Below are 23,185 nucleotides of genomic sequence, written 5' to 3'. Positions count from 1 at the left end.
CTATCCGTTAACTAATGGTTTCAAACGTGTACCGATCAGTCCAATGGATTCCATAAGTTTTTCGTGTGTCAACTCAGCACTATCCATCTGAAAAGTAAGTCTGGAAATCCCTCCAAGCGCATTGGCATGACGAAGAATTTTCTCCGCTACTTCTTCAGCACTTCCAACCAGCAAAGCTCCCTTTGGTCCCATTTGGTCATCAAATCGTGCTCTTGTCATCGGAGGCCAGCCACGTTCCTTTCCTATATTGGTCATACTTGCGGCGTAGCCTGGATAGAAACCGTCAATAGCTTCCTTTGTGGTATTTGCCACATAACCTAATGAATGTAATCCTACCTGTAGTTTTTCAGGCGAATGCCCCGCTTTTAATCCTGCCTCTCTGTAAAGGTCGATCAGTGGACGAAAACGGTGTGTTTCTCCGCCAATTATGGCCACCATCAGCGGCAATCCCAACATACCGGCACGAACAAACGATTGTGGTGTACCACCTACTCCCAACCAAATAGGCAGAGGGTCTTGTAACGGTCTTGGATAAACAGGCTGATTTTTTAGTGCTGGCCGGAATTTTCCTGACCAGGTAACAAACTCGTTCTCACGGATCTTAAGCAAAAGATCCAGCTTCTCCGTAAAAAGTTCATCATAATCTCCAAGGCTATAACCGAATAACGGAAAGGCATCTGTAAACGAGCCTCGTCCAACAACCATTTCAGCCCGGCCATTGGAAATCAGATCCAGTGTAGCAAAGTTTTGGAATGCTCTTACCGGATCGATAGCACTAAGTACTGTAACAGCACTTGTAAGTCGTATGCGTTTTGTACGGGCAGCTGCCGCAGCAAGAATGAGTGTTGGCGCGGAATCAAGAAAGCCCTTCCGGTGATGCTCTCCGATGCCAAAGATATCAAGGTTTGAATTATCTGCATGCTCAATTCTATCCAGCAATTGACTCATAGCATCTTTATCATTGATTGCTGTAGCCGCATTTTCACTAAATCTGGCGGCGAAACTATCTATTCCTATTTCCATAATATTTTTTGAAATACAACTTTATGATTTCACAAGTTGTATTTCCATGTTTAGTTTTACTTCATCACTTAGCACTATACTTCCCGCTTCAGTAGAAGCATTCCAGCGTAAGCCATAATCTGTGCGGTGTAACCGTCCCTTCAGTGCAAAGCCTGCTTTCTCTTGTCCATAAGGATCTATTGTCATACCATTATGTGTTACTTCCAGCTCGATCGGATGTGTATGGCCTTTTATAGTAAGGTCGCCCAGTAACTTATACTGTTCGTCAGTTATTTTTTTTACTTTTTTAGACACGAAGTTGATCTTAGGGAAATTGGCTGCATCAAAGAAGTCGCCATTCATAAGATGTTCATCCCGTTGTTTATTTTGTGTATTAATACTATCGGTTGAAGCTTCAAAGGCGATCGTTGCATCATGAAAGTCATCGCTGTTTGTTTGAATACTTCCGGAGAACCGGGTGAAATAACCACTAACATTTGTGATCATCAGGTGTTTTACTTTGAATCCTATTTCGCTGTGTGAATCATCAATCTTCCAATTTGTCATAAGTCCATTTTTTATTGGCATAAAATTAAGCGATCTGATGCCTTTAATGGTTGGATAAAATGCCGCAAATGATGGACGATTTTTGCTTTTGACTTAAAGGAATGTTAAAATTGTTAACTGGAGATCTTACAATACAATTAGTATGCATGCTTACTTTTCAATGCATGAACTTGGCCACTACTGTAGAGTACCGCTACGCACTTTTATGGTTTTAAGCCGTGCTTTTTAAATTATTAAACATTCCTTCTACATGGAATGTTATTATAACGGGCAGGTAGTCACAACAAGGCATTACCCCAGTATATTATATCGCTTTAATTACCAGCGTCCTATCTTCCTGCTATATAATCGTTTGCCGTCATAACTACTATATGCTATCCTGCTGGCAACGACTAAAAAAATTTAAAGATTATTGAAGGATCCTATTTTAAATTAAAGAACTTTGAAAAACCTAACCATACGCAGGTTATTACTATCTGTGAGCCTGACGATGAGCATATTTTATCCTTGCCTGAGCCGTGCACAGGGGGATCAAACACAAATTACAGTCAATATAGCCCCAGGTGCAACTACTGGAGCGTGGCTACATTTACCCGATGATTATGATAGTACGTCTACCCGTTATCCTCTCATTATATTTCTTCATGGTTTAGGCCTACGTGGTACAAATGTTAATGTTGTGCTTAATCAAGGTATGCCAAAGATCATTGCGCAGGGTGCAAAAATGCAATTTATAGTTGGCGGAAAATTATTCAAATTCATTACTGTTTCACCTCAAATCCCCACTGGTTTGGCCGGTGAAGATATGCTCCAGAGTATTCTGGATGATATTAAATCAAAATATCGTATTGATGTTTCCCGTATCTATTTTACCGGATATAGTGCCGGTGGTTATGGGGTTTTGAACTATGCCGCTTCAGGTACCAATTATTCAAAAAACCTGGCGGCAATTGTACCGGTATCTACTGCACCTATAGATACTAATAAATTAGCCGGCCTTTGCAATATCGCCACCAGTAATATTGCTACATGGTTTCTTTGCGGCAGTAGAGACACTTTTATTAATAACCAGAATAATTATGTTGACAGGATCAATGCCTGCAACCCGGAATCTCCCGTTATTGCTACTTCCTATGCAGGAGATACACACAATTATATTGTATGGGATAAAGCTTATGATGTAACACACACTTATCAGTCTCCAAACATTTACGAATGGATGCTGAATTACAGAAGACCTGATATAGCAGAAGCGACTCCTCCGCCAATAGCAACCAAGAGAAGAGATAAAATAACCATTACACTACCAGAGGACAGTCTTATACTTGATGGTTCATCTTTAATAGCGCCAGACAGCAGGATTGTCAGTTATGCCTGGAAACTTGTTTCAGGCCATCCTATTTCAATCTCCAGCAGTACCAATACGGCTAAAATCACTGTGAGAAATCTGATATTTGGTACTTATAAATTTAGGCTGACAGTGAAAGATGCGGCTGGTATTACGAGCACAGCATATGTTACAGTATTAGTAAATCCGGTAGGAGGGGCAGTTCCCGGATGCAGTAATTGCAAATTCCTGCTTACACCAGGAGCTGACGGCGGCAGCTTTATTAACGGAGATAGCCTGAATGTGCAACCGGGCGATACTGTTTGTATTCATGCTGGTAACTATAAGTATCTCCAGTTATTTAACTTTACCGGTACTGAAGCCAAACCAATTATATTTATCAACTGTGGAGGCCAGGTAAAAGTGGGAAATGGAGGCAATTATGGATTAATTTTTAATAACGTTAAATATTTCAAGGTTACTGGCTCCGGTACTACTGACCAATATGGTTTCGTCATAAATGGGGTTCGCAAACAGCTGAATGTAGGTCTTGGAATGGGTAAAGGATGTACCGACTTTGAGGCAGAAAGATTTGAAATCAGTGGAAGTGAAGTAGGTGTAATGGCTAAAGTGAACCCTGACTGTGATAGAGCAAACCAGTATCCTTATTTTGCTATGCGTAATGTGAAATTACATGATATTTATGTGCACGATGTATCAGGAGAAGGAATTTATATAGGAAATACTTTGCCGAATGGTATAAAAGTAACCTGCGCTGATAGTACGGAAAAAAATGTGTTGCCTCCTCGTATCTATAACCTGAGAGTTTATAATATCACTACTGCAAATACGGGCTATGATGGTATACAGGTAGCATCTGCACCTGAAAACGTTGAGATTTATAATAATTCAGTATTGAATTATGGTGTTCGGAATATAGGGAGCCAGCAGGCTGGTATTATTCTGGGAGGAGAAACCAATGGAAAGGTATATAACAACAGCATTATTAAAGGTACCGGAAGTGGTATAGAGATACTGGGTATCGGGCTTTGTTATGTGTATAATAATATTATTAGTGATGCAGGTATCGATGGCACTCCCCAAAAAAAAGACGCACTTTTTATTGATGACAGGCCCACTAAAAACAACTTTCTTCCTTTACATGTAAATGTATTTAATAACACTTTCGTTAATTATGGACGGGATGCCATTCGTTTTATGAATAGTTATGGTACTGTGGCCAGGAAAAATCTGTTCTACAATAACTTGCTGGTAAATCCAGATTTAAGGGCCTTGAATATAGTGACAGGTATAAATTATACTGCCTCAAATAATCGTACTTATGCAAATATCGCTGCGGTTAGATTTTCTAATGCCAATGCTAAGGATTTCCATCTGGCATTAAGGTCACCTGTGCTCAATAAAGGTAAAAATCTGAGTGCATATTTTAGGATGGATATAGATGGAGAGGAAAGGCCCTTGCGTGCTGCTTACGATATAGGTGCAGATGAATATGATTCCGGCACAATAAAAAACCTGGCTCCTGTATCAGTTGCAGGTTCCGATACAAAAATACTATTACCGGTTTCAACAACTACACTGGATGGCACTGCTTCATCAGATCCGGATGGCAAAATCATTTCATATGCCTGGATGCAGGTATCAGGTCCTGTTGTTGCTACTATCGCATCGGCAACTACAGCTATGCCAGTAATAAGTATGCTGACAACTAAAGGTAATTATGTTTTTGAGCTAATAGTAACTGATAATAAGGGAGCTGTTTCCAGCGACCGGCTAAGTGTTATTTTATTGACAGAAGGACCTTTGGCGAATGCCGGCAGGGATAAAACCATTATACAACCAAGGAATAGTAGTGACGCCACTGGTGCTGCTTCTATGGATAATGACGGGAATATTACAGACTATAACTGGACACAGATATCAGGGCCTACCATAGCCAGCATCGTTACTCCCACCGCGGTTAAGACTGACCTGAACCGGCTGACTAGTGTAGGCACATATATATTCCAGTTAAAAATAACTAACAGTAAAGGTTCTATAAGTACAGATGATCTATCTGTGTATGTAAAACCTAATCCCGCCAATTTGTTGTTTGCCATTGCAGGTGCTGATCAAACCATAAATTATCCGTCTGTCAGTAAAGTAAGATTGGATGGTTCTGCTTCCTATGCTACAAATCGCGGATACATATCCTATTATGTCTGGACAAAAGTAAGCGGACCAGAAGGCGAAAGCTTCGTGAATTCAAAAGTAGAGAATCCGGTTGTTAAATTTAGAATAACGGGTACTTATGTATTTCGGCTAACAGTAACAGATACTTATAACAATACTGCTACCGATGATGTAAGCATCATTGTTGGTAATACAGGCACAAAAACAGATATAAAAATAAGTGCAAATTTGTTTGATGTTACTGTTAGTAATGCGCCTGATACAAAGATTTACCCAAATCCGGTAGTTAGTACACTACGTTTAAATCTTAGGCTGAATATGGCCGCACCAATTGTTGTGAGGATCATTAATAGCTCTGGCAAAATAAAGGGTACTTATTATCTGGGTACTATCACCACCATTCAAAAGGATATTGATGTAAGTAATCTTGCAGCAGGGCCGTACATATTACAAATCAGGGATGATAAAAATCTGGATCTGTCTAATAAGTTCATCAAGTCTAATTAGTAATCTGTATATTTCAGTAAGTGATTCTGCCAGGATTTCCCGGCAGAATCACTTGCTGAAATATACACCCGGTACATTCGTATATTGAAATTTTTATTAGCACAGGATGCTTTATAGCAGCCGTTGTTGAGACTGCAATGAGATTTTGACAAGGGAATTCAGGAAAAAAATTTGGTGGAATAAAAATAGTTTTTACCTTTGCAATCCCGTCAGACAAACGGTTTGGTGGAATAGTAAAAAGGGAGCTTAGCTCAGCTGGTTCAGAGCATCTGCCTTACAAGCAGAGGGTCACTGGTTCGAATCCAGTAGCTCCCACTCTTTTTACTTTAGTGATTTTAATTATTTAGGGAGCTTAGCTCAGCTGGTTCAGAGCATCTGCCTTACAAGCAGAGGGTCACTGGTTCGAATCCAGTAGCTCCCACAGAAAGTCTCGAAGTAATTTGAGGCTTTTTCATTTTAGGGAATATCTTGTACCAGCAACAAGATCTCGTTTTATCAACATAAGGTTCCAGATGGAATCAATTTCAAGGGAGCTTAGCTCAGCTGGTTCAGAGCATCTGCCTTACAAGCAGAGGGTCACTGGTTCGAATCCAGTAGCTCCCACAGAAAGCCTCGAAGCAATTCGGGGCTTTTTTATTGCAGGTAACCTACTTTCTGAATCCAACCACAAAAGAATATTTTCATTCCTACTCCACAAACTTTTGGTATTGATCTCTTTTTTATTAATTCCGTGAAAATAATCCACTATTTTTTTATTGGGAATAAATAATTGTAGTATATTCGTGTTAACAGTACCCTCCAAGCCTCTGTTTCATGCGCAACTTTGGGGGGTCATTTTTTTTATATGAGATCTTATTGTTATCCCGCACTTACTCCCGAAGAACAAATATCTCTTCTTGTTCAAAAGGGATTAATAATCACAGATTTAGAAAATGCCAAAAGATGGCTTAAACATGTCGGATATTTTCGACTGAATGTTTATATGCGACATTTTAAAGACTATAATGGCAGGGAGGGTCGATTTCTTGAAGGAACTGATTTTAAACATATTATAGATCTCTATTCATTCGATAGAGATTTGAGAGATATTATATTTGATGGAATTGAGATGATAGAGGTTGCGGTGAAATCCTTGATTTCAGACCGGATGAGTTGTAAACATGGGCCGCATTGGTATTTGAATAGTAGCAACTTTACATCATCATATGACTCTGCGGGGCTGGAGTCTTTTCTGAAAGAAAATTGTAATCAGCAATCAGATTATCATTTTATCAGAGGATATATGAGGGAATTTACTACACCCGAATTTCCACCTTCCTGGATGATCATGGAGTTACTAACTTTTGGGAAAATATCACTTATGTTTGAGCATCTAGGGGATCCGGAAGTACGTAATGATATCTGCCACTACTTTGGATCTGCTAAGAATCTTTTGCCATCCTGGTTACATGCTTTCACATTTATAAGAAATAAATGTGCACATCATTCAAAGCTGGTATTTACAACTACTCCTATTCGTCCCGTTATGCCAATAAGACAGAATAAGCGATTTTTAAACGAGGCCGAAATAGTGGATAATGCAAGTCTTTATTGCATATTGGCATGTATGCAATTTGTGATCTCTAAAATAGATCCTGATGCCCGGTTTAAAGAGCGATTATTGAATTTGATTGCTAAATTTCCAGATTTTGATTATAGACAAATGGGCTTTACACCTGAATGGCAAAAGGAAGATTTATTTCTTATCTCAAATCCCAGTCAACAATACTATTCACCCACTCCTGGCGGAAGGGAGTTGTTATCTTAATGTAATTATCTGTATAACCCTCCATCATTCCATCTTTACCTTGTATCTCAAACAACACTTTACGGGTTTGTCCGATATGCTGTTCAGTGAAATACTGTAATTTCTTCAGACTCAGGTTACGAAGCATTTTATTGCGCTCATTCCGTACATGTACAGGTACTACGGGTGTGATGTCCAGTGCTCCTGTATTTGCGCGTTCTGAATAAGTGAATACGTGCAGGTAGGAAACATCGAGTGCATGCAGGAAATCATATGTTTCGCGGAAGTGTTCATCTGTTTCAGCTGGGAACCCAACGATCACGTCCACGCCAATACTGCAATGGGGCATAAACTGGCGGATCAGGGCTACCTTTTCCGCATACAGTTCCCGGCGATAGCGACGACGCATCAATCCAAGGATCTCATTGCTGCCACTTTGTAACGGAATATGGAAATGGGGCATGAATTTGCGGCTGTTGGCTACAAATTCTATGATCTCATTACTTAACAGGTTAGGTTCTATAGAGGAGATCCTGTAGCGTTCTATGCCTTCCACTTTATCCAGTTCCTGGATCAGTTCAAAGAAGTTCTCTTCTCTTTTTTTACCTCCTTCAAGGCCTTTCCCGAAATCACCCAGGTTGATGCCTGTCAGTACAATTTCTTTAACGCCGCTGGCTGCCAGGTTAGTGGCAAGCTGGGTCACGTTAGCCACACTATCACTACGGCTTTTACCGCGGGCCATAGGAATGGTGCAGAAAGAGCAGGTATAATCGCAGCCGTCCTGTACTTTCAGGAAGGTGCGGGTACGGTCGTTCTGGGAGTGCGACGCATGGAAAGTGTTTACGTCCTCAATATCACAGGAGCATATTTTGGCACTATCACCTTTGGTAAGGGTTTTGAGATGCTCTACGATGTTGAATTTTTCGGCAGCACCGAGTACCAGGTCTACCCCTTCAATTTCGGCGATTTCCTTTGGTTTCAGCTGGGCATAACAGCCGGTTATTACAACCATGCTTTCCGGTGCCCGTCTCTGGATGCGGCGCACCAGGTGGCGGCATTCCTTGTCTGCATTATCTGTAACAGAGCAGGTGTTGATCACATATACGTCGGCCTGCCCGTCAAAATCTGTTTTCACAAAACCATCCTGTTCCAGTAACCTGCTTATAGAGGAGGTCTCTGAAAAGTTCAGCTTGCAGCCGAGTGTATGAAATGCTACTGTTTTACCTGTTGTCATAAAGTTGGCAAAGTTAACATCTTTTTGCGATGTGCCCCTCATATGCTAATTTAATACCGCTTATATTGCTAAAATTATATAGATTGCCGTCGCTTGAGCAATGTGTAAGCGTATCTTAGTAAATAGATTAGTAATCAGAGCACCACATGAGATCAAAGGGTAAGTATATACCTGTCATATTACTGGCTTTATTATTATTTATGGCCTGGCATCAGCAATGGTGGAAAGGGCCACGTGTTGTCACACCTCCACATAAGTCAGGGCATAATACAGTAAATGAACCTTCCATTCTGAACCGGCATGCCCGGTTGGAATATACGCTTCACGCCCGTTGCCGGATGGAATGCCGTCATATTACAGAGGAGGAAGTAACTGAAATCCTTACCGAAGGACGTATCAATACCGAGAGGTCCAATCCCATGGATCTGCCATGCCCTACGTTTGCGCTGGAGGGCTATTCAGATGAGGGGCAGCACCTTCGGATCGTTTTTGCGCCCTGTGACTCGGTAACAAGGGTGGTTACCTGTATAGACCTGGATAAGGAATGGAATTGCAACTGCAACTAACATGTACACTATTTACATCTCCTTATTAGGTATTTCCGGTCACTTGCAGTAAATTTCAGGTTTGCTACGGATTAAAAAGAGACCGGCCGTTTTTATGAAGTTATTGTTGTTTCCGATTCGGCTTGTGTATGCCACATACGCTGCCATTATGTTTGTAGGCATTATGTTGCTTATTCTCCCGCCTATTTTCCTGGCCTCTTCCCTTGGCAGGATAAAGGGTGGGAATATTATATTTTACTTTCTCTGGTTCTGGTCACGTACCTGGTTTCCATTGGTGGGAATGAGAGTTAAAAGGATCTATAAATGTGAAAGAACGAAAACACCCTGCATATATGTGGTGAACCATCGTTCATACCTGGATGCTGCATTGGCCGTGGGAGTAATGAGATTACCGTTCCGGCCTCTTGGGAAAGTAGAACTGGAAAAAGTCCCGTTGTTCGGGTTCATCTACAAAAAATCAGTGGTACCGGTAGACAGGTCTAATGCCAAAGCCCGTTCACGTAGCGTTCGCGAGATGATAAGCACTCTGAAACATGGTGTGTCCATCCTGATTTTCCCGGAAGGCACTACCAATGAATCCAACAAACCATTACAATCTTTTCATAACGGGGCTTTCCGTATAGCAATCGAAACACAAACGCCTATTTGTCCGGTATTGTATCTTGATAACGGAGTCCGTTTACCACATACCAGCCTTTTCAATATTAACCCGGGCCGCTGCCGGGTAGTATATCTGCCTCCAGTGGAAGTTAAAGGACTTACAATGGACGATCTGCCGTCATTGAAGCAGCAGGTGTTTGATATCATGGAGGAAGAGCTGTTAAGCTGGAAATAATAACCGAGAATGAAATTTGCTGATGTAATACTGCCACTGGCTTTGCCAAAGAACTACACTTATTCGGTGCCTCCCGATATGGAAGACGCTGTGCAGGTGGGTAGCCGCGTGGCTGTACAACTGGGCAAACAAAAGAAATATACCGGTATTGTAAAGGCGCTGCATAATCAGGCACCGCTGGATTATAAAACCAAAGATCTGCTGGACATACTGGATAAAGATCCTGTAGTATATCCGAACCAGATTTTATTCTGGCAATGGTTGGCGTCCTATTATATGTGTACAGAAGGGGAGGTTTTGAATGCCGCTCTGCCGGCACATCTGAAACTGTCCAGTGAAACATTGCTGTTGTTTAACGATGCATTCGGGGATGATTTTACCGGTCTGGATGATAGTGAATACCTGGTTGCAGAAGCGCTGCATATCCGCAAGGAGCTGCGGATTGAAGAGGTACAGTTGATTCTCGACAAATCAGATGTATACTCTGTGATAAAAAAACTGATAGAGAAAAAAGTGCTGCTGGTATATGAGGAACTAAAGGAAGTATATAAAGAGAAGAAAGAGAATTATGTGCAGTTGCATACCACCTATGAAGCAGAAGAGCAACTGGCTGCATTGTTCAATGAACTTGGTAAAGCTCCCAAACAAATGGAACTGCTGCTGGCATATCTGCATTTGCTGAAAACACAGGGCAGCGTGTTACAGAGTGAACTGCTGAAAAAATCAGGTGCATCGGCAGCACAACTGAAAGGGCTGGTAGACAAAAATGTGGTGTGGATAGAGAAGCGTACAATAGATCGTGTACCCGGTGGGGGAAAGGCGGATGCACAGGTGGATTTTGTATTAAGTCCGGCACAGGAAAACGCGCTGACAGCGTTGCGTCACAGCTTTGAAAGCAAACAGGTAACCCTTTTGCATGGAGTTACTTCAAGTGGGAAAACGCAGCTTTATATGAAGCTGATCGAAGAGCATATTGCCAGTGGTAAACAGGTATTGTACCTGCTGCCGGAAATAGCTTTGACAGCACAGATCATCCGGCGGTTGCAAAAGAGTTTCGGAACTAAAATAGGGATTTATCATTCCCGCTTTAACAATAATGAAAGGGTAGAGATCTGGAATAAGGTGAAGAGTGGGGAACTACAGATAGTACTGGGTGCACGTTCCAGCCTGTTGTTGCCATTTCATAACCTGGGACTGATCATCCTTGACGAAGAGCATGATGCCTCTTATAAACAGCAGGATCCTGCACCACGTTATCATGCGCGAGATGCTGCTATTTATTATGCCGGCCTGTTTGGCGCTAAAGTGTTACTAGGTTCTGCCACTCCTGCGCTGGAATCCTATTTTAATGCACAGCAGGGAAAATACGGTCTGGTAGAACTGACGGAACGATTTGGCGGAGTGGCGATGCCGGAAATAGAGATCATAGATCTGAAGAAGGAAAAGGCAGAGAAAACGATGCAGGAGAATTTTACTCCTCAGCTGAAAGCTGCTATAGGACAAAGCCTGACTGATAATAAGCAGGTAATCCTTTTCCAGAACCGCCGTGGTTATTCTCCTTTCCTGATGTGTACTACCTGCGGCTGGATTCCCAATTGTAAAAACTGTGATGTATCACTGACATATCACCGTAACCAGGATAAACTGCAATGTCATTATTGCGGTACCCGTTACCCGTATGTATATACCTGTGCTGCTTGTGGTAGCAGTCATACGCTGATTCCAAAGAATTTTGGTACCGAGAAGATAGAAGATGACCTGATCCAGGTATTTCCAAAGGCCCGCGTGGCCCGCATGGATATGGATGCTGTGCGTAATAAGGATAGTCATAATAAGATGATCCAACTGCTGGAACAACGGGGGATTGATATCCTTGTAGGTACACAGATGGTGGTGAAAGGACTGGATTTTGACAATGTAAATCTCATCGGCATCCTGAGTGCGGATAGCCTGCTCAGCTTCCCCGATTTCCGGGTGAATGAGCGTGCTTTTCAATTGATGGAGCAGGTGAGTGGCCGTGCAGGAAGAAGGGATGGTGTAGGTAAGGTGATTATCCAGGCAAGTAATACCCGTCATCCTATCTTACACTTTGTAACTACACATGATTATAAGGGGATGTATGCATCAGAAATTGCTGAAAGACAGAACTTCGGTTATCCCCCATTTTACCGTTTGCTGAAAATCACATTAAAGCATAAAAAGCAAGAGGTAGTAGAACAGGCAGCACATATTCTGAGCAACTGGTTAAGGCCGCATATTGGCCCGCAACTGGTAGGACCGGCAGCACCGCCAGTAGGCCGTGTTCGTAATAACTACCTGCAGGAAATGCTTATTAAGTTACCCCGCGATACTAAAGTGATTACACAAACGAAACAATTGCTGCGCGAACATTTCGTTAAACTGCAGGCAGAAAAGCAATACCGGTCTGTGATTATAGTACCGGATGTGGATTGTATGTAGTTATCTGCCTGCCAACTCCTTGATGGCATCTGATTCATAAACATGTGTACCGGATGGTGAATTGACAGCGGCATTGATCATTGCCCTGGCTACATTCACGGCTTTAATGGGCCGGAATTTTCTCCAGCTTCCCTGTAAAAAGAAGTAAAAAACTGGTATGAGCAACATGGCTATCCAGTCACCTAAACGGAATTCCCGGCGGCGTCCTACTAATAAGGATGGGCGGAAAATATGTAATGTAGGGAATCCAAGCTTTTCTATGGCCTGCTCTGTTTCTCCTTTGGTACGCATATAAAAAGCGCGTGACCTTGGATTGGCTCCAACGGAACTGATAAGCAGAAACTCTGCGATATTTTGTCTGCGGGCAATAGTGGCACAACGTACAGGAATATCAAAATCCACTTGTCTGAATTTCTCCTTACTGCCGGCTTTGGCAATGGTAGTGCCTATACAGCAGAAAATCATATCGCCCTGCAATGCAGATGTAAGGCTTTCTTCATCATCAAAATCAACAATAACGGGCTCCAGTCCCGGGCGTTGCTTCAAAGAAGGTGAACGTAACAGCACTTTTACTTTGCTGAAACGGTTATCATGCAAAAGCAGCGTTACCAGGCTATTACCTGTAAGACCAGTAGCTCCTAATACGACAGCTGTTTGAGACATGGTTTTATTATCTTTGTTTGATTAACAGTAGTTAAATTTACTAAAGTTTTGTCCGATCATATGCTCATATCTGAAAATGTTTTGCTCCGGCCTTTTAATACGTTTGGTATTCCTGCTCAAGCCCGTTACTTCGCTTCATTTTCTTCTGTGGAAGAGCTAAGTACCATACTAACAGATCCGCTGGTGAAAGGTTTATCCCATATGATTTTAGGTGGCGGTAGTAATATGCTGTTTACGAAAGATTTTGATGGCATTCTTCTTAAAAACGAGATAAAAGGAATTGAAGTTATAAAAGAGGATGAGGAGTTTGTATATGTAAAAGCAGGGGCGGGGGAGAACTGGCATGGCTTTGTAATGGACTGTATTAAACATAACCGTGCAGGACTGGAAAACCTTTCACTGATTCCCGGAAATGTAGGAGCCAGTCCTATGCAGAACATAGGGGCTTATGGGGTGGAGATCAGGGATACGTTTTATGAACTGGAAGCCTTCCACCTGGAGGATTTTACAACCCATACTTTTAATAATGGCGATTGTGAATTTGGCTATCGTGAGAGTGTTTTCAAAAGAAAGTATAAGGGACAGTTTGCGATTATTTCTGTTACATACAGATTAAGTAAACATCCGCAGTTTAATATCAGGTATGGTGCTATTGAAGAAGAGCTGAAAAGGATGGGTATAACGGAATTGTCCATACAGGCTGTCAGTCAGGCTGTTATCAATATCCGTACTTCCAAGCTGCCAGATCCTGCTGAGATCGGAAATGCGGGTAGCTTCTTTAAGAATCCTACTATTGCCGCCCCTGTGTATGAGCAGTTAAAAGCAGTACATCCTGGACTGGTGGCTTATCCGGTAGATGGTGGGCAGTATAAACTGGCAGCAGGCTGGCTCATAGAACAATGTGGCTGGAAAGGTTTCAGGGAAGGAGATGCAGGTGTACATGCCAAACAGGCCCTGGTATTGGTTAATTACGGACATGCCAGTGGTGCAGACATTTACCGCTTATCGCAGCAGGTGCTGGATAGTGTACATGAAAAATTCGGGGTAGATCTTGAAAGGGAGGTGAATATTATTTAGCGCTGATATGTGCTATAATTTTATCGGCATGGTCCCTGGAGTTTTCGATAAACCATACATGGGTATCCATTCCTCCGCATACTACACCTGCTAAATAAATACCTTGCATATTTGTTTCCATGGTTTCCGGATTGTAAGACGGATGCTTCTTTTCATCGTCGGACAACCTCACACCTGCTTTTTCGAGTAAGCTGAAGTTTGGCTGATAACCTGTCAGCGCCAGCACAAAATCATTCTGGATGGTTATTAAACCATCCGGTGTAAGGATATCCACTTCGTGTTCCCTGATAGCCTGTACGGAAGAATGTGTCAGGGCTTTGATACTACCTTCGCTGATCCTGTTTTCTATATCTGGTTTTACCCAATATTTTACCCGTTTGCCAATACCGGCTTCCCTGATTACCATTGTTACTTCCGCGCCTTTACGATAGGTTTCCAGGGCTGCATCCACAGAAGAATTATTCGCACCTATCACTACCACTTTCTGCATGGAATAGAAGTGGGGATCTTTGTAATAGTGTGTTACTTTAGGAAGATTTTCACCTGGAATATTCAGTTTGTTCGGGATATCATAAAAGCCGGTGGCAATGATAATATGTTTGGCTGAATAATAGGTATTCACTGTTCCTACCGTATATCCGTTTCCGGCAGGCTGGATTGTTTCAACTGCTTCAAACAGTTTTATCTTCAGATGATTGGATCCGGCAACACGCCTGTAGTATTCCAGAGCTTCCGGGCGGATGGGTTTTGCACTGATAGAAACGAATGGTACGCCTCCTATTTCCAGCTTTTCGGAAGTAGAAAAGAAGGTCATATACAGTGGATAATTATAGAGGGAGTTAGTAAGGCAGCCTTTTTCAAGGATCAGGTAATTCAATCCAGCCTTTTGTGCTGCCAGTCCACATGCCAGTCCTATAGGGCCGGCTCCGATGATCAGTATATCGTATGTTTCCATAGATATAAAAATACAAATGATCATCCGTAATTGCTATTTTCATTGAACAACGGCTAATGCCACTCTGTAATATTCATATCCTTTCATTTTAGCTGCCTGTGGGCCGAAGCAGGTTTCCCTGTAAACGGTCGCATTATCATCATAAATTAATTTCATATTATAGCCTGCAAGAAAGTCATTAATTTTTGCCGGGTCTATACCAAAGTTCAGGAATTCATTATTATTCTTCAGCAGTTTAGCTACGTTTGCTGCACCAGTAAACAGCTCCGGTTCTGAAAGTACTTTTTCGTCCACATAGGTAAAGATGATGAAAGTACCGGGAGGAAAATTTTTAAAGTATTGGAAGATTTTATCTGCTATCGGAGCTGTAAAATAATTGGTTACTCCTTCCCATATAAACAATGTTTTATAGTATGTATTAAGGAATAGTTCGGGTAATATGTCTTCCAGTTTTTGGGTATGGAAATCTACTGATAAATAATTCACCTGTGTATCGGGTTTGATCGGTGATGTTTCGAGAGTTTTCCTTTTGAGCTGTTGCTTTACAGGATCATCTACTTCCACAAACATAATGCGCTCTTTCAATTTCAGCCGGTGTACCCGGCAATCGTACCCGGCTCCAAATATGATGAGTTGATTGACTCCTTCATCTTTTACGAGATTCTCCGTCATTACATCTATGAGCCTGGTTCTTGCTATGCAGGAAGTTAAAGCACCCGTCCAGCGTTGATCAATATACCAGGAAATGAATCTGTTGATTAAATGGATTCTTGAGAGCCGCTCTACCAGTTTAAGTGAGGGGGGAAGAAACAATTTCGCATAAGGATCTGTGAATTTCCTTTCTTTTGATGGAAGGTTTGTTGCGATTGCACGCAGCAGTGCTAAATAGGCCGCAGCTTTGCTGGCAGTGACCATTTTCATAACGTGAACTGGTTTTTAAAAGTAATGGTAGATGTATTAACAAACTACAGCTACTGAAATAAGAATGTAGGAATATAGGTTCTGCAATAGCACTGTCCCAGGTGCTAAAAAGATATTGGTTGAAACTTTATAATTTATAAATGTAACAAATATTTTGATTCTGAAATCTTGATTATCAGAATGATGGGAGCCCATTTTATAAAAAAATACCGGGATGATTTTAGTCACCCCGGTATACAGATTATTTTATAGTATAATATCCTAAATGAAATGATACCTAACAAAAGCCTCCATAGCGGCATATTGTTGTAAGCCAAGGTGGTCGTACATCTGCGCAGTATTGGCATTGCGGTCTTCCGCTCTCTGCCAGAATTCACGCACATCGGTACCCTGGAATGGTATTACGTCTTTCTGGCTCTGGTGAATGAAGATACCAAGACGTTTCTGCAATACCTGGTCAGGACTCATTGGTACAGCCATTTCGATTTCATGGATATTCCATTCCTGCCATGCGCCTTTGTAGAGCCATACCCAGCAATCTTTCATGAAATCTTCGTGTTTCAGTCTTTCGAGTGCCGCGAAGATAATATCCAGACATACTTTATGGGTACCATGTGGATCTGCCAGGTCACCAGCACAGAAAATCTGTTGTGGTTTAATTTCACGCAGCAGGTCTACCGTGATCTGAACATCTGCTTCACTCATTGGTTTCTTTTCTACTAATCCTGTTTCATAGAAAGGAAGGTTCTGATAGTGAATGTTCGTTTCCGGAATACCCACATAACGGCAGGTAGCTTTTGCTTCACCACGGCGGATCAGACCCTTGATAGCGCGGAGCTCAGGGGTATCTTTCTGACTTGGCTTTTTCACTCTCAGGAAAGCTTTAGCATCTTCCAGGATCTGTGAGCTTTTGCTGCGGTCAATATCGAACATGCCTTCGAAGCCTACAGCGAAGTCGATAAAGCGGAGTACAAATTCATCTGTTACTGCAATATTACCGGAAGTCTGATAGGCAACGTGCACATCATGACCCTGTTCGTGCAGGCGTATAAAAGTACCACCCATAGAGATGATATCGTCATCAGGGTGGGGAGAGAAGATAATTACACGTTTATTCTGAGGTTGTGAACGCTCAGGATGACTAGCAGGCTGTACGCCTGGTTTACCACCTGGCCAGCCAGTGATAGTATCGCGGATTCCGTTGAATTCCTCAATATTCAATTCATAGGCAGAGCCATATTGAACGATCAGATCGTTTAAACCGTTTTCATTGTAATCACTGTCGGTCAGCATCAGGATGGGCTTGTTCAGCTTCAGTGCCAGGCCGGTTACTGCTTTGCGGCGCATTTTAGGCGTCCATTCGCAATCTCCTGTCAGCCATGGTTCTTTAAAGCGTGTCAGCTCTTCAGCAGCCTGTTCATCGATCACAAATTTGCAATCAGGATGTTGTTGCAGCAGGGAAGCTGGTACCTGGTCTGTTGAATGTCCTTCTACTGCTCTGCGTACGATCTTTGCTTTGTGGGTACCCCATGCCAGCAATATAATACGTTTAGCTTTGAAGATGGTGCTGAGACCCATAGTGATGGCAAGGCGCGGAACCTGGCTCATATTGGCAAATTCAAAAGCATTTGCCATCCTGGTAGAGTTGTCCAGCGTTACCAGGCGGGTATGTGAATTCAGGTTGGAACCTGGCTCGTTGAACCCGATATGACCGTTTGTACCGATGCCCAGGATCTGGATATCTATACCACCAGCTTCTTCTACACGGCGCTCATAAGCTGCGCTGTATTCTTTAACCTTTTCCTTTGGTATAGTACCATCCGGAATGAAATAGTTACCCTCAGGAATGTCGATGTGGTTAAGTAACTGTTCCTTCATGAACCTGTTGTAGCTTTGCAGCGCATCTGCTTCAATAGGATAATACTCATCCAGATTGAAGGTCATTACGTTTTTAAAGCTCAGCCCTTCTTCCTTGTGTAACCGGATTAGTTCGGCGTAGAGGTATTTAGGAGTTGAGCCTGTTGCAAGACCTAAAACCACTTTCTGATTAGCGGCTTGTCTTGATTTAATTAGTGCTGCTATTTCCTGCGCAACTGCTCTGGAACCCTCTTTAGCGGTTGGATGTATATCCACGGCTATCTGTTCGAAACTGTCAATCAGTTCAATTTCCTGATGATTAAGCGTCATGATTAGTGTTTTGAATTAGATGCGGTTTAAAAACGAAACGGAAAATTAAAAAAAATCTCTCTAATCTAATAGAACTTTATGCTTTGGTTAAGAATAAACCAGAAATTCTTATAAATGTATAAGGTACATTTAACAAAATCTTAAAACTGTAATGGGCCGGATTACGTTTATACTATAAGATATGTGAAGAGGTTTATTACAATGACATTTGATGATGTAGAAAATAGGAAAGACGAAAGCTTGATACTAAAACGCTGAATGCCAATAAGGTATTCAGCGTTTTGGTTTTAATGTCATTCTGCAGCGGCTTGCTGTGCCAGTTCAAGGATCAGTTTCACATCCTGTACCTGGGTTTGGGAGATACCATATTCCGGCACACCGGGAATGCCTCCCATGCTTACATGGGGATTACGGTATTTCATCCCGCTTTCAATATATGATCTTGCAGTAGTATGAAATTCGACAGCTCCGGTTTCTTTTACCAGCAGGGCAATATTATTTGCCCTTACACCGGATCCTGCCATGATGATGATGCGGCCATCTGCCTGTTTCACCAGCGTTTTCAGCAGATCAGTTCCTTCAGGAGCGGTATTGCGCTGCCCGGAAGTGAGGATGCGTTCGCAACCTGTTTCAATAACATCTTCAAGAGCCTGTAAGGGATCTGCGGTCATATCAAAGGCACGGTGAAAAGTAACCCCCATCGGCCATGCCTGTTCTACCAGCATTTTGGTACGGGGCAGATCTACTCTGCCATCGGCGGTTAACAAACCTATTACCACGCCATTACATCCCAGTTGCTTACAAACGGCAATATCCTTTTGCATGATGGAAAATTCCAGGTCATCATACAAAAAATCTCCACCACGTGGACGGATAATCGGGTAGAGGTCAATCTTCACATTTTCCCTGGCAAGAGCAATGGTGGCATAACTGGGAGTGGTACCACCTTCCAGCAGATTATCACACAGTTCTATGCGATGAGCACCACCCTGTTCTGCTGCTATGCAGGAAGCAACAGAGCCCGCACATATTTCAAGTGTTATCATCGTTAAAAGTAGCTTTTACCATCAATCAGCACATTGTTCGAATCATTGGAAAGTACAGCATAGTTAAAGCCTTTCTGCAGGCAGTAAGCACCGTGTTCTCCTTTTTTATTTACTGCCAGGAAGCCTACCTGCAGGCCTTTAGCTCTTTCGGGATTCTTTTTCACAATGCGTGTTACTGCTTCTTTACAAGCCTTTTCGGGAGAATATCCCTGACGCATCAGTTCTACTACCAGGTGACTGCCTACTATACGGATCACTTCTTCACCCACACCGGTAGAGGTAGCTGCACCAACTTCATTATCTACATATAATCCTGCACCAATAATAGGAGAGTCTCCCACGCGGCCATGTAATTTAAAGGCCATACCACTGGTGGTACATGCGCCGGAAAGATTACCTGCTGCATCTATTGCCACCATACCAATGGTATCGTGGTTGTATACATTTCCTGGCAGTTTAAGCGGGTTAAAGGTGGTTTCCTTTTCAGTACTGTATGAACTGTTCTCGATGTTCATAACAGGTTTGTATTCTGATTTTTTGAGCCATTCTCTCCACGCTTTTTCAGATTCCGGTGTAAGCAGGTTTTCTTTCTTAAAACCCTGCGACAGCGCAAACTGGAGGGCACCATCACCTACCAGCATTATGTGTGGCGTTTTTTCCATCACAAGCCGGGCCACTGAGATAGCATGGGTGATATGTTCCAGTGCAGCTACGGAGCCGCAATTACCCAGTTCATCCATGATACAGGCATCCAGGGTAACACGACCATCACGGTCGGGATAACCGCTATAACCTACAGTATGATTGTTAGGATCTGCTTCGGGTACTTTCACCCCGGCTTCTACTGCATCGAGTGCGCGGCCACCCTTTTTAAGAACCTCCCAGGCGGCCAGGTTAGCAGCACGGCCAAAGTCCCAGGTAGACAATACGATTGGCTTAATTGCTTTAGAGCCTTTTACGTAAGGGGCTGCGTGTGATGATACCCCATCTAAAGATAAAGCAGCGGCACTCAGTGCCGCTGCTTTTAAAAAATGTCTGCGATCTTGCATAATTTTTTTATTTATGAAGTTTAGTCTTTCATCTCCCATGCAAGTGCGCTGGCGCCTAATATGGCAGCATCACTTTCCTGCAGTTCGGAGAAGACCAGTTTTACCTTATTCTGGAAAATAGGCAACAGGTTCTTTTCCATATGCTCACGTACTGGCTTCATGATCAGGTCGCCGGCTTTTGTAAGACCGCCGAACAGTACGATTGCCTCAGGACTGGAGAACATCACAAAGTTAGCTAAAGCTTCACCTAATATCTTACCTGTAAATTCATAAACTTCCATGGCCAGCGGATCGCCTTTCATAGCAGCTTCATAAATTGTTTTGGAATTGATATCTTCCTTTTTCAGGTCGCGCAGGATGCTTTTGGTATCCGGACGGCTGGCCAGGAATTCCAATGCAGTATTGGTAACACCGGTAGCAGAAGCATATGCTTCGAGCGAGCCGCGTGCACCGGTACCTGTATGAAGTCTGCCACCAGGTATCACAATACAGTGTCCCAGTTCTCCTGCAAAACCATCATGTCCGTAAATCAGCTGACCATTTGCAACGATACCGCTACCCACACCTGTTCCCAGGGTGATAACAATAAAGTCTCTCATACTTCTGGCTGCACCATACATGAATTCACCCAATGCAGCAGCATTAGCATCATTGGTAAGAATAGCCGGTACGCCAAACTTAGCTTCCAGCAATTTTGCCAGTTCAATAACACCTTTCCAGCGAAGGTTAGGGGCATATTCTATATTGCCCGTATAAAAGTTACCATTAGGAGCACCTACGCCGATGCCTCTGATGTTTTCCATACCACCCACCTGGGTGATCAGTAAGGACAGATGACCGTGCAACTCGTCCAGAAACGCATTTACATCTTCATGTTTATTTGTTAACATACGACCATCACAAAGAATGTTACCTCTGCGATCTACTATGCCGAACTTGGTATTGGTGCCTCCTATATCAATGCCCACCGCTAATTGCTGACTCATAATCAATGCCCTGTGATTTTAATATGTTTTTAACTCTGAATGCGAAAAAGGCCAGGTATGCAAAGCATATCACTGGTATTATATAAGAATGGTGAATCCCAATAAATGGAATATCTGCCAGACCGCCCTGTACGGGAGGAATGAGAGAGCCACCGAGTATCATAAGAATAAGGAAGGAAGATCCCTGGCTGGTATATTTGCCCAAACCTGCGATGGATAATGCGAAGATGCAAGACCACATTACAGAACAGAATAAACCACCACTGATAAAAGCAAAGATAGAAACAGAACCGGTAGTCACTAAACCGGTTACCATTGCCAATATACCTAACAGAGCAAAGATCATTAATGTTTTAGCTGGTTTATCCTGACCGGCAAAGAAACCGATAACCTGGATAACCAATACCCCAGCATAAGGATATAATACACTAACATCGGTTCCTTTCAGTGAGTTTGCCCCCAATACTACACCATAAGCCACGAATGGTACTATAATGGAGAGCAGTTTGTTGGTTCTGTTTGAAAAGTTGAATACAGTGATAGCACCTGTCCAGCGGCCTACCATCATACTACCCCAGAAAAGGGATACGTAAGGATCTATCTGTGATTCAGACAATCCTTCCAGTGTGAGGTAACCCGGATGTTTCAGCAGAGCGCCCATGTTACTGGCGATGGTTACTTCCACACCTACGTAAACAAAAATGGCGATCATACCGAGTACCAGCTGAGGGTACTTCATAGCGCCCCAGCCTTCGCTGTTCTTCTGAGAAGTAATTTTAGCATAAAATAAGATCCCGAGGATACCAACGATGCCGGTAATAAAGAATGGTAATTCTTTTTGCAGGCCGATACCTACCAGGATGAGCACGAACAACGCTGTGATAGCGGTGAGAGCGCCACTGGCTTTGGTAGATTGTTCAAATGGTTCGTCAGAAGTGCTTTTAGGCATTTTAGAGAACCAGAAGATAACTGCTGCAACCAGGAAGAGCACGATCAGCAGTATATATAAAGTGTTGATCTTACTGATGTCTGTATGTGCAGCATCAGAAGCATTTTTGGCACCGCCAAAAAGCAGGATACTTACTACCAGCGGGCCGATAGTGGTTCCAAAAGAGTTGATACCACCCGCCAGGTTGAGGCGGTGTGTACCTTTTGCAGGATCTCCCAATAAGATAGCGAAAGGGTTTGCAGCTGTTTGCTGCAGAGAAAATCCCAGTGCTACAATAAAGAACGCTCCTAAAATAAGATAGAAGGCATAGGTGGTATTGGCCATGCCATTACCGATATTCACTGCTGCGATTAATGCAACGGCACCTACTACAGAAATGAGCAGGCCGTAAATAATTCCTTTCTGGTAGCCGATCTTGTTTAAAATGTCTACGCCCCGTATTGCTGAAAAGAGATACAGCAGTAACGAGCCGATAAAGTAAGCGCCATAAAATGAGAAGTCGATCAGCTGAGATTCCAGCTGATTCAAGTGAAAGTGGGCCTTACAGAAGGGAATAAAAATGCTGTTTGAAGCAGCCACGAATCCCCAGAAAAAAAATACAAGTATCAGTACAAAGAAAGAAGGATGTGTACTTTGCTTTGTTTGTTGAGCCATAAACGTGATAAATTACTGTAATTTTTGCGTGTTAAATGTATAAATTATTTTTCGACAATTCCTAAATATTCAAATTATTTATGAGTATTTTTCTGATGCAAAAACGTTTTAGCTAATATGTTGTAAAATTTCTATCTAAAACAAATGAAATTTAATTAATTCCTAAAACGGCCTCTTTAAGGTATACTTTTTAAGCCTTTTAAGATATAAAATTAGCATCT

The 23,185-nt window shown here is 42.5% G+C and carries 17 protein-coding genes and 3 tRNA genes; 9 read left to right on the top strand and 11 right to left on the bottom strand.

Going from position 1 to position 23,185, the window contains the following annotated elements:
• Positions 1-1,023 (bottom strand): LLM class flavin-dependent oxidoreductase, encoded by a 1,023-nt coding sequence (locus BM176_RS01260; RefSeq protein WP_090098766.1) that lies wholly within the window; start codon positions 1,021-1,023, stop codon positions 1-3.
• Positions 1,024-1,044: 21 nt separating this feature from the next.
• Positions 1,045-1,569: a YceI family protein gene (locus BM176_RS01255; protein ID WP_090101516.1), complete on the bottom strand. Its 525-nt coding sequence runs from the start codon at positions 1,567-1,569 to the stop codon at positions 1,045-1,047.
• Between the two features lie 442 nt (positions 1,570-2,011).
• On the opposite strand from BM176_RS01255, the gene BM176_RS01250 reads away from it, so the two are divergent.
• From BM176_RS01250 to BM176_RS01230, 5 genes are all read left to right on the top strand, one after another.
• Positions 2,012-5,596 carry a PKD domain-containing protein gene (locus BM176_RS01250; protein ID WP_143097669.1) on the top strand — a complete coding sequence of 1,195 codons (3,585 nt, stop codon included), beginning with the start codon at positions 2,012-2,014 and terminating at the stop codon, positions 5,594-5,596.
• 240 nt (positions 5,597-5,836) lie between these two features.
• Positions 5,837-5,911, top strand: a tRNA-Val gene (locus BM176_RS01245).
• Positions 5,912-5,942: 31 nt separating this feature from the next.
• Positions 5,943-6,017, top strand: a tRNA-Val gene (locus BM176_RS01240).
• A 107-nt stretch (positions 6,018-6,124) separates the two neighbouring features.
• Positions 6,125-6,199: transfer RNA gene (locus tag BM176_RS01235), tRNA-Val, on the top strand.
• A 241-nt stretch (positions 6,200-6,440) separates the two neighbouring features.
• Positions 6,441-7,403, top strand: coding sequence for an Abi family protein (locus BM176_RS01230; protein WP_090098762.1), 963 nt, complete (start codon positions 6,441-6,443; stop codon positions 7,401-7,403).
• Here BM176_RS01230 and mtaB read toward each other — a convergent pair.
• Positions 7,339-8,658: a tRNA (N(6)-L-threonylcarbamoyladenosine(37)-C(2))-methylthiotransferase MtaB gene (gene mtaB / locus BM176_RS01225; protein ID WP_255373401.1), complete on the bottom strand. Its 1,320-nt coding sequence runs from the start codon at positions 8,656-8,658 to the stop codon at positions 7,339-7,341. The genes BM176_RS01230 and mtaB overlap by 65 nt on opposite strands.
• 104 nt (positions 8,659-8,762) lie before the next feature.
• Here mtaB and BM176_RS01220 point away from each other — a divergent pair, with 104 nt between their 5' ends.
• From BM176_RS01220 to priA, 3 genes are all read left to right on the top strand, one after another.
• Entirely contained in the window at positions 8,763-9,182 is a 420-nt protein-coding gene (locus tag BM176_RS01220; RefSeq protein ID WP_090098758.1) for a DUF4258 domain-containing protein, read from the top strand.
• Positions 9,183-9,330: 148 nt separating this feature from the next.
• Positions 9,331-10,017: a lysophospholipid acyltransferase family protein gene (locus BM176_RS01215; RefSeq protein ID WP_255373400.1), complete on the top strand. Its 687-nt coding sequence runs from the start codon at positions 9,331-9,333 to the stop codon at positions 10,015-10,017.
• A gap of 9 nt (positions 10,018-10,026) precedes the next feature.
• Positions 10,027-12,477: a replication restart helicase PriA gene (priA, locus tag BM176_RS01210; RefSeq protein WP_090098755.1), complete on the top strand. Its 2,451-nt coding sequence runs from the start codon at positions 10,027-10,029 to the stop codon at positions 12,475-12,477.
• Here priA and BM176_RS01205 read toward each other — a convergent pair whose 3' ends face one another.
• On the bottom strand, positions 12,478-13,140 hold the full coding sequence (locus BM176_RS01205) for an oxidoreductase (RefSeq protein WP_090098753.1): 663 nt from the start codon (positions 13,138-13,140) through the stop codon (positions 12,478-12,480).
• 60 nt (positions 13,141-13,200) lie between these two features.
• On the opposite strand from BM176_RS01205, the gene murB reads away from it, so the two are divergent.
• The gene (murB, locus tag BM176_RS01200; protein ID WP_090098751.1) at positions 13,201-14,217 is read left to right on the top strand and encodes a UDP-N-acetylmuramate dehydrogenase; all 1,017 of its coding nucleotides are present in this window, start codon (positions 13,201-13,203) and stop codon (positions 14,215-14,217) included.
• On the opposite strand, the gene BM176_RS01195 is transcribed toward murB, so the two are convergent.
• From BM176_RS01195 to BM176_RS01165, 7 genes are all read right to left on the bottom strand, one after another.
• A complete protein-coding gene (locus tag BM176_RS01195; protein ID WP_090098748.1) occupies positions 14,210-15,172 on the bottom strand; it encodes a YpdA family putative bacillithiol disulfide reductase in 963 nt (320 codons plus the stop codon). The two genes, murB and BM176_RS01195, sit on opposite strands and share 8 nt — an antisense overlap.
• A gap of 39 nt (positions 15,173-15,211) precedes the next feature.
• The gene (locus BM176_RS01190; protein ID WP_090098747.1) at positions 15,212-16,093 is read right to left on the bottom strand and encodes a class I SAM-dependent methyltransferase; all 882 of its coding nucleotides are present in this window, start codon (positions 16,091-16,093) and stop codon (positions 15,212-15,214) included.
• A 261-nt stretch (positions 16,094-16,354) separates the two neighbouring features.
• Positions 16,355-18,280 carry a glucosamine-6-phosphate deaminase gene (nagB, locus tag BM176_RS01185; protein WP_090098746.1) on the bottom strand — a complete coding sequence of 642 codons (1,926 nt, stop codon included), beginning with the start codon at positions 18,278-18,280 and terminating at the stop codon, positions 16,355-16,357.
• A gap of 293 nt (positions 18,281-18,573) precedes the next feature.
• Positions 18,574-19,326, bottom strand: coding sequence for a copper homeostasis protein CutC (locus BM176_RS01180; protein ID WP_090098744.1), 753 nt, complete (start codon positions 19,324-19,326; stop codon positions 18,574-18,576).
• 2 nt (positions 19,327-19,328) lie between these two features.
• Positions 19,329-20,375 carry a N(4)-(beta-N-acetylglucosaminyl)-L-asparaginase gene (locus tag BM176_RS01175; RefSeq protein ID WP_090101513.1) on the bottom strand — a complete coding sequence of 349 codons (1,047 nt, stop codon included), beginning with the start codon at positions 20,373-20,375 and terminating at the stop codon, positions 19,329-19,331.
• A 20-nt stretch (positions 20,376-20,395) separates the two neighbouring features.
• On the bottom strand, positions 20,396-21,361 hold the full coding sequence (locus BM176_RS01170) for an ROK family protein (protein WP_090098743.1): 966 nt from the start codon (positions 21,359-21,361) through the stop codon (positions 20,396-20,398).
• The gene (locus BM176_RS01165) at positions 21,333-22,964 is read right to left on the bottom strand and encodes an MFS transporter (RefSeq protein WP_090098741.1); all 1,632 of its coding nucleotides are present in this window, start codon (positions 22,962-22,964) and stop codon (positions 21,333-21,335) included. Before BM176_RS01165 ends, BM176_RS01170 begins: the two co-directional genes overlap by 29 nt.
• Between the last annotated feature and the right edge of the window lie 221 nt (positions 22,965-23,185).

The sequence above is a fragment of the Chitinophaga sp. CF118 genome (genome assembly GCF_900112615.1).
GTDB lineage: Bacteria > Bacteroidota > Bacteroidia > Chitinophagales > Chitinophagaceae > Chitinophaga.
This window is presented reverse-complemented; position numbering and strand designations above follow the sequence as displayed.

Coding starts and splice junctions, on each gene's coding strand:
- BM176_RS01260 (WP_090098766.1), bottom strand. CDS start 1,023: ATGGAAATAGGAATAGATAGTTTCGCCGCCAGATTTAGTGAAAATGCG.
- BM176_RS01255 (WP_090101516.1), bottom strand. CDS start 1,569: ATGACAAATTGGAAGATTGATGATTCACACAGCGAAATAGGATTCAAA.
- BM176_RS01230 (WP_090098762.1), top strand. CDS start 6,441: ATGAGATCTTATTGTTATCCCGCACTTACTCCCGAAGAACAAATATCT.
- mtaB (WP_255373401.1), bottom strand. CDS start 8,658: ATGAGGGGCACATCGCAAAAAGATGTTAACTTTGCCAACTTTATGACA.
- BM176_RS01220 (WP_090098758.1), top strand. CDS start 8,763: ATGAGATCAAAGGGTAAGTATATACCTGTCATATTACTGGCTTTATTA.
- BM176_RS01215 (WP_255373400.1), top strand. CDS start 9,331: ATGTTTGTAGGCATTATGTTGCTTATTCTCCCGCCTATTTTCCTGGCC.
- priA (WP_090098755.1), top strand. CDS start 10,027: ATGAAATTTGCTGATGTAATACTGCCACTGGCTTTGCCAAAGAACTAC.
- BM176_RS01205 (WP_090098753.1), bottom strand. CDS start 13,140: ATGTCTCAAACAGCTGTCGTATTAGGAGCTACTGGTCTTACAGGTAAT.
- murB (WP_090098751.1), top strand. CDS start 13,201: ATGCTCATATCTGAAAATGTTTTGCTCCGGCCTTTTAATACGTTTGGT.
- BM176_RS01195 (WP_090098748.1), bottom strand. CDS start 15,172: ATGGAAACATACGATATACTGATCATCGGAGCCGGCCCTATAGGACTG.
- BM176_RS01190 (WP_090098747.1), bottom strand. CDS start 16,093: ATGAAAATGGTCACTGCCAGCAAAGCTGCGGCCTATTTAGCACTGCTG.
- nagB (WP_090098746.1), bottom strand. CDS start 18,280: ATGACGCTTAATCATCAGGAAATTGAACTGATTGACAGTTTCGAACAG.
- BM176_RS01180 (WP_090098744.1), bottom strand. CDS start 19,326: ATGATAACACTTGAAATATGTGCGGGCTCTGTTGCTTCCTGCATAGCA.
- BM176_RS01175 (WP_090101513.1), bottom strand. CDS start 20,375: ATGCAAGATCGCAGACATTTTTTAAAAGCAGCGGCACTGAGTGCCGCT.
- BM176_RS01170 (WP_090098743.1), bottom strand. CDS start 21,361: ATGAGTCAGCAATTAGCGGTGGGCATTGATATAGGAGGCACCAATACC.
- BM176_RS01165 (WP_090098741.1), bottom strand. CDS start 22,964: ATGGCTCAACAAACAAAGCAAAGTACACATCCTTCTTTCTTTGTACTG.